At 55.1% G+C, this 13,277-nt stretch carries 6 protein-coding genes; all 6 read left to right on the top strand.

Features of this window, described 5'->3' with window-relative positions:
- Nucleotides 1-360 precede the first annotated feature (360 nt).
- On the top strand, nt 361-873 hold the full coding sequence (locus tag IX84_RS19910; protein ID WP_044224867.1) for a ligand-binding sensor domain-containing protein: 513 nt from the start codon (nt 361-363) through the stop codon (nt 871-873).
- A complete protein-coding gene (locus tag IX84_RS19905; RefSeq protein WP_044224864.1) occupies nt 831-3,659 on the top strand; it encodes a sensor histidine kinase in 2,829 nt (942 codons plus the stop codon). The genes IX84_RS19910 and IX84_RS19905 overlap by 43 nt, the downstream gene beginning before the upstream one ends.
- 18 nt (nt 3,660-3,677) lie before the next feature.
- Complete coding sequence (locus IX84_RS19900) at nt 3,678-4,403, top strand: response regulator transcription factor (RefSeq protein WP_044224861.1); 726 nt, start codon at nt 3,678-3,680, stop codon at nt 4,401-4,403.
- A 273-nt stretch (nt 4,404-4,676) separates the two neighbouring features.
- Entirely contained in the window at nt 4,677-6,950 is a 2,274-nt protein-coding gene (locus tag IX84_RS19895; RefSeq protein ID WP_044224858.1) for a choice-of-anchor Q domain-containing protein, read from the top strand.
- Nucleotides 6,951-6,971: 21 nt separating this feature from the next.
- Nucleotides 6,972-7,379, top strand: a complete 408-nt coding sequence (locus tag IX84_RS19890; protein ID WP_044224855.1) for a LamG-like jellyroll fold domain-containing protein — start codon at nt 6,972-6,974, stop codon at nt 7,377-7,379.
- A partial coding sequence (locus tag IX84_RS19885; protein WP_044224852.1) for a beta strand repeat-containing protein occupies nt 7,346-13,277 on the top strand: 5,932 nt, incomplete at its 3' end. The genes IX84_RS19890 and IX84_RS19885, both read left to right, overlap by 34 nt.

Raw genomic sequence — 13,277 nt, 5'->3', positions numbered from 1 at the left:
TCCCGAATGCTGGCCCAGGCTGGTATTCGGGATTTTTTTGCTCAAAACGCTTCCCTGACAAAAACCTGCCCTTTACTGAAAATAAACATGCCTTTACTTATTTCTAAGCGGCTTTTATCATGCTTTAGCCTTATTTTAGTTGCCCGTATATTATAACTAAACAACACTAAGGTTTAAAACAGCAGTTAAGCGGAACTCAGCATTACCAGTATGTTTTTTCATGCTGCCTTTTCTGAGGCTCAGCTTGCAGGACTGTGAGCTATGTAAGGGGGGCAGTAAATTGCCAAGTCTAAAAATGGACTAAACTCCCCGGGCTGACTACCTCATTCTGCTTAGATTAAACTTGGAAGATATGGAGTCATGAAACCAGTTGTCATCTTGTTTTTTTCGTTACTGGCTCCTCTTCTCCTTTCGAGCCAGCAATCAAAAATAACATCTCTGCTGTCGGTCAATGAAGGGCTTTCACAAGGGATGATTTTTGATGTCCATCAAACCCGGGATGGATTCATTTGGATCGCGACCAAAGATGGGCTGAACCGCTACGACGGCTACCGGTTTGAGGTATTCACCAATGATTCCTTCGACCCTTTTTCAATCGTTTCCAATGAGGTATGGAGCATTTACGAAGACCAACGGGGCTGGCTTTGGCTGGCTTCTCCCGGTGGGCTTGATGTCTACCTGCCAAATACCGGGCGTTTTTTTCACCTCCTGCCTGACTTGCCCGGTACAAATGGTGACATGGTTTCCTTCGCTGAGCTGCCGGACGGCACAATTTGGCTGACCGTCAATGGGAAGTGCTGGAAGATTGAAGGGGCAACAGAAGGGCTTAAATGGCGGCCGAAGCCGAGCGGGCATTCCCTGCCCTTCAGATAACAGAGATCAAATTAGCCGACGTACTGTTCAGTTCTGTTTTGCTGACCCAAAAAGGGAACGTATTGCTCGGCTCCAATCAGGGGCTTTTTCAAGTTAGCAAAACCGATAACGTGCCCTACCCAATAGCCCTGGCCGGACAGCCGGTAAACGTCTTTGGGCAAGACCAGCAAGGGCACGTCTGGATTGAGGCCATAGCCCCGGACTTAACCGGGCTTTATCTCAGGGAGGATTGCGGCGGCTTATGGCTTTGGGAGGAGGAAAACGCAAGCCTGCGTACCATTCCCTGCTTCCCGTACGGCCGGCACAAATTCGGGCCGGATGGCGCACTGTGGACCTGGGCATCCATGAATATTACATTTACCAAATGGAAGCCCGGGGCCTTCATCAACGGAAAGGCTCCGGATTTGACGGTAACTTGCGATCAAGATATCATTAAAAATGAGGCCTTTCATATTCGAACCGTCGATTTTGACCGCTCCGGATTAGTCTGGCTGGGGACGAATGGTTTCGGTGTTTTGAAAATGGTTACTGCTCCGCGGAAATTCACCAGCTATCTGGAGGGTACGACCCAACGGGTGATTACGGAAGACCCACAGGGCCATTTGTTTGCCATGGGGTTCCGGCAAACCGCTTACCGTTCCGTTCAGTTGGACAAGGTTTTTCCCAACCCCTGGGCAACTCCTTTCGACCCCATCGACGACCGCTCCATCACCGTTTTTGACAACCAGGGCAATGCCTGGGTCAATAGCAACCGGGACAGTCTCTTCCGCATTGATGCCAGAACGAAGTCGAAGCAGTACTTTCCCTGGAAAGGGCTCGGGCTGATCTGCACCAAGGATGGGAAACTCCTTTCCATACACCAAGAAGGCTTGCTTCAACTCGACCCGGCCACAGCGCAAAGCCGGCTGATCCCCTTTGACACTCTCCCGGCATCCCAATTAGCCTTTCGCTACTCGCGTTTTTTGTACGAAGACCCCACAGGCACCATTTGGATATTCGCCTTCAAAGGCTTGATTGAAGCCAGGCCTAAAGAGCATAGCTATCAATACCATTACTACAGAAACGACCCCACTCATTTTGGCTCGCTCTCCGAAGACTATGTGCTCAGTGTGGCAGCTGACCCTTTGGAGCCGACCCGTTATCTTTGGGTAGGCACGAAGGGAGGAGGGCTCAACCGCCTTGACCGGGCAAATGGCACCTTCCGGCATTTCAAGACCCAACAAGGCCTGCCGGATAACGTCGTCTATGGTGTTTTGCCGGATGATCACGGACACCTTTGGCTGAGTACAAACCGGGGCCTTTGCCGTTTTCATACCCGGAAAGAAACTACCCGTAATTTTACTGCAGCAGATGGGCTGCAAAGCAACGAATTCAACCAGTCGAGCTATCTGCGCACCCGAAGCGGCCATCTAATCTTTGGCGGCGTCAATGGGCTGACGGTCTTTTACCCGGACAGCCTGCAATTCAATGAGTACCAACCTGCCACAGCGATTACCCGGGTCTGGGTCAACAATGAGTTGGCAAGCTACAGAGCCGGGGCTAGGCAGAAAAAAAGCGCCCCTTTGCTGGAAGCGACCAATCAGGGGCAGCTTTACCTCAACCTGACCCACCGGCAGAACCTGCTTTCTGTAGAATTTGCCGCCCTTGAATACTCCAACCCGGCACAAAACCACTATCGCTACCAACTAATACGCAACAACAGCTTTGGCCAGGGCGAAACAAGCGCCTGGGTGGATTTGGGTTCCAACAACAGCGTACAGTTGGCCAACCTCCGGCCGGGCCATTATCAGTTCAGGGTACTGGGTAGCAATTATGACGGCACCTGGAGCAATCAGCCCGATTTGCTTTCCTTCACCATCCGCCCGCCATGGTGGGCAACATGGTGGGCCTACCTGGCCTATATCCTGCTAACGGCATTGGCTGTGGGCCTGGTCTACCGGATACAGTTACGGCAACGCTTGCAAGTGCAGGAAGCCTTTAGGCTCAAAGAACTGGATCAGTTCAAGAACCGGTTTTTTGTCAACATCACCCATGAGTTCCGCACTCCGCTAACGGTCATCCTTGGGTTATCCAAGCAACTCAAGACCAGCAAAACGCCTTTGTCAGCCCGGGAGTCTACCCATAAAATCGACCTGATCCAAAGAAACGGAGAAAACCTGCTCCGCCTGATCAACCAATTGCTCGACCTCGCCAAGCTGGAATCCGGCAACCTGAACCTCAACTATATTCAGGGCGACGTCGTCCCTTATCTGCGTTATGTTGCGGAAAGCCTGCACTCCCTGGCTGCTGTGCGTGGCGTTTCCCTTCAGATCGATTACCCAAATGATCCGATTGTGATGGACTATGACCCTGAGCGATTACAGCAAATCGTTCACAACCTGCTGTCCAATGCCATTAAGTTCACCCCCGCTGATGGCCAGGTCGTGCTGCAAGCCCAGGTGGAAAAGATGGTAGGGCAACCGTCTTCACAACTGCTGCTGCTGGTACGGGATACGGGCGTTGGGATTGCGCCGGAAAACCTGCCTCACATTTTCGACCGCTTTCATCAGGCAGCCCACCTGGAAAAAGCATTTACCGGTGGTACGGGCATCGGCCTGGCCTTAACCCGGGAGCTGGTTCATGCCATGGGCGGGGCAATCAAGGTGAACAGCCAGGTTGGGAAGGGCACAGCCTTCAGGGTACACCTCCCCATAAGACAGCTCGCAGCCCCGGCTCAAGCTTCCCCGCCTGAGCCGCCCACCATTTCAACAAATACCAGCGCAAGCCCTTCTCCTGAAAAAGGCTAACGTCAGCTGCCCCAGCTTTTGATTATAGAGGACAACCCCGATGTGGTACAATACCTGACTTCCTGCCTTAAGGAATCTTTTGAGCTGAGCTTCGCCTACAACGGAGCAGATGGCATAAACCTGGCTTACGAGAAAATCCCCGACCTGATCATCAGCGATGTGATGATGCCGGAAAAAGATGGCTTTGAAGTATGTGCGGCCCTGAAGGAAGACGAGCGCACCAGCCACATCCCCATCGTATTACTGACCGCACGTGCCGGTGTGGAAGACCGCATTGCCGGTTTGCGGCGCGGCGCGGATGCTTATCTGGCCAAGCCATTCCACGAAGAGGAATTGCTGGTTACGTTGGGCAACCTGCTTGCAATACGACAGAAACTGCAAGCCAAATACGCTGCCTTTCCGGACATGCCACCGCAAGAAACCAAGGAGGAAACCGAAGGGGCCTTTCTCCAAAAAATCCACGCCCTCGTCCTGGAGCACCTTTCCGATTCCAATTTTTCGGTGGAAGACCTCTGCCGGATGATCGCAATGAGCCAGCCCCAGCTTCATCGAAAGCTAACGGCATTGACCGGAAAAAACGCCACACTCTTCATCCGTTCCGTCCGCCTGGCCAGGGGCAAAGCACTCTTGCAAGAGGAGAATATGACCGTAGGTGAAGTCGCCTACGCCGTGGGGTTCACCGACCCGAAATATTTCAGCCGGGTGTTCTCCAATGAGTTTGGCCTGCCGCCCAGTAAAATTTAACATTTTTCTACCCTCTTTAAACAAGCACTTTACATATTTTAATTTTTTACCATAAATAGAAAATCCACCATTCAGAATGGAAAATGGGAATCCGCTGCCACTGATTACCGCATCTTCGTGACAGTGCTTTTTTCTGAAAATACAGCCTCGGAGTGCCTCTTTGGCCTGGGAGCCTGTTCTGCAACACTCAGGAAAAGCACGGCGCAACGGCCCCCTGCCTTTGACGGTAAAGCGGCGGCCGTTGTTTGAAAACTTTTCAAAATCACAAGCACAATGACTATGCTGTTTTTCTCCGCCCCTTTCAAGCCCGCCCTCCTTTTTCGGGCAGGCCTGCTGTCCCTATTCTTCTGCTGCGCCTTGTCGCTCCCCTCCCTCGCCCAACTCGGCGGGCCCGACCTGGCCATCATGAATACCCTGCGCGACGACTACGGCTGGGACGTCGCCCTCGGCTGGGGCAGCGGCAACCCCTGCCCGGTAGCCGCCGCCGACTGGCCGGGCGTGATCTGCAATAACGGACGGGTCGTCGAACTCCAGGTTTCCTGCGGCGCCAACAAACTCACCACCGACTTCCCGGCGGAGCTGAACCAACTTACTGAGTTGACTGAGCTGCAGATAAGAGACTGCTGGACTGACCCCAACAATCCCGCCACCGCCAAAGACCTCACCAACCTCTCGAAGCTCAACATCCTGCGCCTGGATGACAATACCGGCCTCACCGGTACCTTGCAGGATTTACTGGGCAATAGCATCATGACCAGTTTTCCCAATTTCAGGGCGATAGAGATTACCAACAGCGGCATAGGCGGCATTTTTCCGCCCGATATGCCGGGTAATGTCGTTCGGTTTATCAATCAGACCCGGGTGGAGGGGACGCTTTCGAATAATGTGCCAAATGTTTTTAGATATGTTGGCAATCAATTAGAGGGGGTGTTACCGCCCGATTGGGTCAATTATACGGGAGGTGATATAAGACTCCACTACAACAAATTTGACGTGGTCAACACACCGCCCGGCCCCATTGACAATGCCCAGCTCGGCTGGCGCAACACCCAAACGGTGCCGCCCACCAACGTACAGGTAACGCCGGGTGCCGCCAACGAAGCCACCCTGAGCTGGACGCCCATCGGCTACACCGGAGACGGCGGCTACTACGAGGTGCTGGCTTCTCCAACCCCCGGCGGTCCCTACACTTCCTACGGCACCACCGAAAGCACCGGCGGCAAAACAGCTGCCGGACTCACCGTGACGGGCCTGCCCGGCGGCACCAACTACTTTGTGGTGCGCACCTTCACCCCGGCACACGTGAGTAACCCTAGAAATGTTCTCCGGGACAACCCCAACGACCTGACGAGCGTGAACAGTGCGGAAGTGAGTGCCTTCATCTGCCCGGGCAACATCCTCTACGTCAACGATGATGCTGGTGGCAATGACGACGGTACCTCCTGGGCCCATGCCTTCAACGACCTGCAGGAGGCTCTGGCCCTGGCCGCTTCCTGCCCGGATGTAACGGAAATCTGGGTGGCGGAAGGCACCTACAAGCCCACGAGCGGTACCGACCGCAATATTTCTTTTTCCATGCAAAACGGCGTAGCCATCTACGGCGGCTTCCCCAATACCGGCAACCCCACTTTTGCCGACCGGGACTGGGCAGCGCACGAGACTATTCTCAGCGGCGACATCGGCACGCCGGGCGATAATAGCGACAACAGCATTCACATTATCAACAACAATAACCTTGATGCTTCGGCTATCCTCGACGGCTTCACCCTGAGCGGCGGCAATGCCAATGGCTTTTCTATTCCAACTCAGGAAGGTGGCGCCATAGTCAACCAGCAATCCAGCCCGACCATCAACAATTGCGTGTTCAGGGACAATTTCGGTTTCCGCAACGGTGCTGCCGTCATGAACTCGACCAACTGCTCGCCGGTATTCACCAACTGCCTGTTCACCCAAAATACCAATGGCGGGGCAGGCGATGGGGTAATTTTTGACTTTAACGGCGGGGGCAGCCTGCTCATCAACTGCACCATTAGCGGCAATATTACCCGCGATTTCGCGCTAGCCAATTTGACAAACGTTAATACGCAGGTGCAAAACTGCATCTTGTGGAACAATAGCACCAACGGCCTTTGGGGCGACTTTACCATCAGCCACTCTATTGTAAAAGGTGGCTACGATCCCTGCACCGGCTGTCCAGGCGGCGATGGGAATGTAGACCCACTCTTCGTGGATGCCGCTAGTGGCGATTTACGCCTGCAAGCCAGTTCCTGCGCCATTGATGCCGGCAACAACACCGCTCTACCTTCCGCCATCAACACCGACCTGGATGGCAATGACAGATTTTATAACGGCGGAGCAGTAGATATAGGAGCGTATGAGTTTCAAGGCGTTTATCAAGAGCTGACTATCTCCACCCCCTCCACTAACGATAATGGGCTGAATTTAGACGGGGTAGATGACCATGTATATATTTATACGAGCTGCCCCGCCGACGATTTTTTCCCCGGCGGGGATGCTATTACGGTGGAGTACTGGTTCAAGGGTTAGAATAGCCAATCCGCCGTACGAATGCAGAGTGCGGATGGCTTTATTGTGACCGCCTGGCAAAACAATGTCCAAATCCTATCCAACGACGGTGGTACATCCAGCGGTATCTCTGTCGGTACAGGTTTTGATGATGGCAACTGGCATCACATCGCCTTCACCTGGCAACGCAATACGCCCAACGGATTCAAGTCCTATCTAGACGGAGAGTTGGTTGAGCAGCGACAATCCTCGGACACCCCGCTGCCTGCCTTCAGTAGCGGCATCTACCTGGGTTCGATGGTACTATCGAATTTACAAACGGTACGCTCGATGAAGTACGCATCTGGACTATCGCACGCACCCAGGCAGAAATACGGGCTGGCCTATGCGATGAACTCGGTTTGCCCCAAACGGGATTGCTTGCCTACTACCAGTTCAATCAGGGCATAGCAAATGCAGACAACCCAAACATCAATATCTTAGCCAATAGTGCCAACACCAGTACATTCCCCGGTATCCTTAACAACTTCGCCCTCAGCGGCACTAGCTCCAATTGGACAGAGGCTAAAGTGATCCCGACTGTGCCCATCCGCTACGTCAAGGCAGGCGGCACGGGCAACGGCACTTCCTGGGCTGATGCCTCCGGTGATTTGCAGGCGATGATTGAAGCCTGTGGTGTCGAACAGGTCTGGGTAGCCGCAGGCACCTACAAGCCCACCTCCGGCACCGACCGTAACGCTTCTTTTGTGATGAAAAACGGCGTGGCTATCTACGGCGGCTTCCCCAATACCGGCGACCCTGTCTTTACCGACCGGGACTGGGTAGCATACGAGACCATCCTAAGTGGTGACATCGGCACGCCGGATGACAACAGTGACAACAGCATTCACATTTTCAACAACAGTAACCTTGATGCTTCGGCAGTCCTCGACGGCTTCACCCTGAGCGGCGGCAACGCCAATGGCTTTTCTGCTGCCACCCAGGAAGGTGCGGCTATGTCCAACTTCCAGGCCAGTCCAACCATCAACAATTGCGTGTTCAGGGACAATTTCGGTGCCCGCAATGGCTCTTGCGTCATCAATGCGACCAACTGCTCGCCCGTATTCACCAACTGCCTGTTCACCCAAAATACCAATGGCGGGGCAGGCGATGGGGTGATTTTTGACTTTGACGGTGGGGGTAGCCTGCTCATCAACTGTACCATCAGCGGCAACAGCACCCGTAATGCCGTGTTGGGTAACTTCTTTAACACCAACACGCAGGTGCAAAACTGTATCCTGTGGGACAATAGCAACAATAACTTTTTTGGCGACTTCACCATCAGCCACTCTATCGTGCAGGGGGGCTTCGGTGCTTGTTCCAACTGTCCCGGCGGCGACGGGAATGCAGACCCGCTTTTCGTGGATGCTGCCAACGGCGATTTGCGCCTGCGGGAATGTTCCCCGGCTATTGATGCGGGGGACAATGCGGCTAATTCCAGTTCGCTCGACCTCGATGGTAATCCCCGGGTATTCAATGCTACCGGCGCGACCACGATTGACATAGGTGCTTATGAATACCAGTCCAGCTACGATTTCACATCAAGCTGCACCATCCTTTACGTTAATGACGATGCCAGCGGCAATAACGATGGCTCTTCCTGGGCCGATGCCTTCAACGACCTGCAGGATGCGCTAAACCAGGCCAGGAACAATCCGGGCATCGCTCAAATCTGGGTAGCGGAAGGGACGTACAAGCCCACTACCGGTACCGACAGGGGTGTTTCTTTTTCCATGATCAATGGCGTGGGGATTTACGGCGGTTTTCCCGGCCTGCCGGGGCAGGAAGGTGATTTTAGTGTACGGGATTGGGCGGCGAATGAGACTGTGCTCAGTGGGGATATCGGTACGGTAGGAGTCAATACAGATAATAGCTACCGGGTAATTAATAACCATAGCGGAGGTTTAGACAACACTGCCATCCTGAATGGTTTTATCATACAGAATGCTTACAATCCTAATTTAGGTAATGGCAGTCAAGGCGGCGGGATTCGAAACACCGATGCCTCGCCTTTATTCATTAACTGTATCATACGAAATAACTTTGCCAACTCAAATGGCGGCGGTCTTTACACTAGCAATGCTTCGCCCACTTTTGTGAACTGCATATTCGCTAAGAATATAGCAGGAAACCATGGTGGTGGCGCACAAGTTGAAGTTGGTACTTTCACATGCACTAATTGTGTATTTTATGGGAATTCCTCGCAATCAAGCACTCCTGGAGGATTAGCTAGTAATGTAATAAACACTGAAGTGCTCCTAACAAATTCTATACTATGGGGTAACTTTTCGGGGAACCAAGCCCCATCCTCCTCCGCCCAAATAGAATTTAGCAATGGAGCAGCAATACCAACCTTAAGCAATTCCATCGTACAAAGCGGCTACACTCCCTGCGCCAACTGCCCCGGCGGCGATGGGAATGTAGACCCCTTGTTCGTGGATGCCGCCAATGGTAACTTTGCGCTACAGCCATGTTCGCCGGCTATTGACGCGGGTGATAATACGGCCGTCCCCGCAGGCATAGCAACCGATCTCGGAGGCACCCCCCGCTTCTTCAACAACGGCACGGTGGACCTGGGCGCCTACGAGTACCAGGCTACGCCCGACCCCTGCCTCTGCATTGCCGAACGTACCTGGACGGGCAGTGTCTCCACCGACTGGCACACCGACGGCAACTGGAGCCCCGCCTGCGTACCCACGGCCGATAATCCCGTCATCATCCCGGATGTGGCCAACGACCCCGTCATCTCAGCCGGCACGGCGGCCCTCGCCCAATCAGTGCACGTGCAAAGCGGGGCGGTGCTGAGCATACAGCCGATGGCCAGCCTGACCATCAATGGCTCAGCAAGCTATACCTCGCCCACAAATTTCACAGCGGGGCTGAACAACGAAGGTACGGTGGACAACAGCGGCGAACTGGTGCTCGGATCGGTATCCAGTGTGGGGGATAATGGCATTTACAACCAAGCCGTTTTCCAAAACAACGCCAGCGGCCATATCCGCATTGACCGCTCCACAGGCAATGGAATCACCAACGTCGGCACCTTCACCAACGCCGCCGACATCACCATCGGGGCCGTGGCAAGCCTGGGTCAGTACCGCATTTCCAACACCAATAGCTCTACTTTCCAAAACAACACCGGCGGCCACATCCGTATTGACCGCTCCACAGGCAATGGAATTTCCAACTTTGGCACTTTCACCAATGCGGCGGACATCACCATCGGGGCGAATGAGAGCGTAGGAAGTGTCGGCATTTCCAACAGCTTTACTTTCCAGAACAACAGCGCTGGGCATATCCACATCGACCGATCCACACTCGAAGGAATAACGAACTTCGGTACTTTCACCAATGCGGCAGAGATCACCATCGGAGCCCATGAAAGCACCGGGCTAAACGGCCTTAGAAACAACGGCAACTTTTTCAACAACGCCGGAGGGCATATCCGCATCGACCGCTCGACGAGTAGCGAAATCGGAAACTTCTCAGGTGGCAACTTCACCAATGCCGGGGTAATCAATCTCGGAGCCCTGGGCAACACGGGAGCGGAGGGGATTAGAAACCAGGCCACTTTCCAGAACGACGCCTGTGCCCAGCTCTTTATGAATGCGCCGCTATCCAATACAGCTTCTTTCACCAACGCCGGCCTGTTCACCGTCAATACCACCGATACGCATAGCAACAGTGGCTTGACCAACGACGGCTTCATCGTGTACCCGCAAGGCAACCCCATCCCGAACGTGACCAACAACGACCTCATCGTGGGCACGGTCGCTGGTTGCGAAAGCGGGCTAAGCCCCGCACTCGGGATTGGCGGTGCCAACAGCTTCACGGCCGCCGCCACCTGGTACACGGACGAAGCCCTGAGCACACCCGCCGGCAGCTACAACCAATCGTCCAATACCTTCACCTCCTCTATCGGCGCGGGCACTCATACGCTCTACTTCTCCGTGGACGGCACGCCGGGCTGCCCCCGGACTGTTCCCATCACCGTAAACCTAGAAGGGGCGCCTACCCCTGCCAATGCCGGCCCGGACCAGTTTGGGGTGTGCGGCACCGCCTCCCTGGCCGCCAATACGCCTTCCGTGGGCACGGGCCAGTGGAGCATTCTTGTCGAAGCCGATGGGCAAGGGGCCATCACCGACCCCGCTTCGCCCAACTCCAGCTTCACCGGCACGCCCGGCCAAACCTATACCCTGAGATGGGCCATCTCCAATGGTTCCTCCTGCCCGTCCTCCTCCGATAATGTGGACATTGAATTCCGAAAACCACTCGTTTCCATCTCCGTCGACCCCATCAGCGTAGACGAGGACGAAGCCGGCAACCTGGCCTATACCATCAGCCGCGACTGTGCCTTCGCGCCCATAACGGTCAACTTCAGCGCGAGCGGCACGGCCATCTTCAGCACCGACTACAGCCAAACCGGGGCAGGCACTTTCGATGGCACCACAGGCACGGTATTCATGGACGCCGGGGTCAGCTCCGTGGCTATCACTTTCGACCCGGTAGCCGATAACACCGTAGAGCCTGATGAGAGCATCACGCTCACCCTGCTCAGTGGCAATGGATACCAACTCTCCGCCGGCATGGACACTGCTACCGGCACCATCCTCAATGACGATACCGCCACATTAACCATCTCCAACCTCGAACAAGCCGAAACCGATGACGGCACCACCAACTTCACTTTCCAGGTCGCCCTCGACCAGGCAGTAGACATGCCTTTCACCGTTGACTTCGCTACCGCAGACGGTACGGCAGCCGTTTCCGATGGCGACTACGTGGCTAACAGCGGCACCCTTTCATTCGCTGGTATGGAGATGGAAACACAATTCATCACCGTGGCAGTCAATGGCGACTGCCTCATCGAGACGGATGAGATGTTCACCATCAGCCTTAGCAACCTGCAGGCCGGCAGCCTTGATGTCGTATTTGGCAATACCACCGCCACCGGGACCATCCTCAATGATGACCTGCTGCCTTCGCTGAGCTGCCCGGCAGACTTCTCCGAAGTAACCGACCTGGATGCTTGCTCCAGTACCATCGCCTTGCCAGTACCGGCCATTAGCGATGCCTGCGGCGGCACTACACTCGAATTCCGTACCCGCACCACTGATGCCAACCAGGCCCCTGCCAGCGACTGGAGCGGGTGGATGCCTTCCAACAGCTCCGAACAGGCCTTCAACCCCGGCCATCATGAAATCGAATGGCGAGTGATCTCCGGCTCCGGAACGGCAACTTGCAGCTATTCCTTAGAGGTCAGGGACGAACAGCCTCCCACTGCGCTTTGCCAGAACGTCACCGTGCAGCTCGATGCCAACGGTAACGGAAGTACTACCGCAGAAGCAGTGGACAACGGCTCCAGCGATGCCTGCGGGGTCGCTTCGCTTTCCCTTAGCCAGACCAGCTTCGGATGTGCAGAGGCCGGCGCCAATGCCGAGACCCTCACCGTCACCGATGTCAACGGAAACGTCAGCACTTGCAACACTACTGTCACCGTTGAGGACAACGTAGCACCTACCGCGCTTTGCCAGAACCTCACCGTGCAGCTCGATGCCAACGGCAACGGAAGCACTACCGCAGCGGCAGCCGACAACGGCTCCAGCGATGCTTGCGGGGTCGCTTCGCTTTCCCTCAGCCAGACCAGCTTCGGATGTGCAGAGGTTGGCGCTAATGCCGAGACCCTCACCGTCACTGATGTCAACGGGAACGTCAGCACCTGCAGCACTACTGTCACCGTTGAGGACAACGTAGCACCTACCGCGCTTTGCCAGAACGTCACCGTGCAGCTCGATGCCAACGGCAACGGAAGCACTACCGCAGCGGCAGCCGACAACGGCTCCGGCGATGCTTGCGGGGTCTCTTCGCTTTCCCTCAGCCAGACCAGCTTCGGATGTGCAGAGGCCGGCGCCAATGCCGAGACGCTCACCGTCACCGATGTCAACGGAAACGTCAGCACTTGCAACACTACTGTCACCGTTGAGGACAACGTAGCACCTACCGCGCTTTGCCAGAACGTCACCGTGCAGCTCGATGCCAACGGCAACGGAAGCACTACCGCAGCGGCAGCCGACAACGGCTCCGGCGATGCTTGCGGGGTCTCTTCGCTTTCCCTCAGCCAGACCAGCTTCGGATGTGCAGAGGCCGGCGCCAATGCCGAGACGCTCACCGTCACCGATGTCAACGGAAACGTCAGCACTTGCAACACTACTGTCACCGTCGAGGATAACGTCGCCCCTGTTGCGCTTTGCCGGAACCTCACCGTGCAGCTCGATGCCAACGGCAACGGAAGTACTACCGCAGCGGCAG

This window comes from Phaeodactylibacter xiamenensis (genome assembly GCF_000759025.1).
Lineage (GTDB): Bacteria > Bacteroidota > Bacteroidia > Chitinophagales > Saprospiraceae > Phaeodactylibacter > Phaeodactylibacter xiamenensis.
The sequence above is the reverse complement of the archived record's forward strand: the minus strand, read 5'-3'. Positions and strand labels throughout refer to the sequence as shown.

Coding starts and splice junctions, on each gene's coding strand:
- IX84_RS19905 (WP_044224864.1), top strand. CDS start 831: ATGGCGGCCGAAGCCGAGCGGGCATTCCCTGCCCTTCAGATAACAGAG.
- IX84_RS19890 (WP_044224855.1), top strand. CDS start 6,972: ATGCAGAGTGCGGATGGCTTTATTGTGACCGCCTGGCAAAACAATGTC.
- IX84_RS19910 (WP_044224867.1), top strand. CDS start 361: ATGAAACCAGTTGTCATCTTGTTTTTTTCGTTACTGGCTCCTCTTCTC.
- IX84_RS19895 (WP_044224858.1), top strand. CDS start 4,677: ATGACTATGCTGTTTTTCTCCGCCCCTTTCAAGCCCGCCCTCCTTTTT.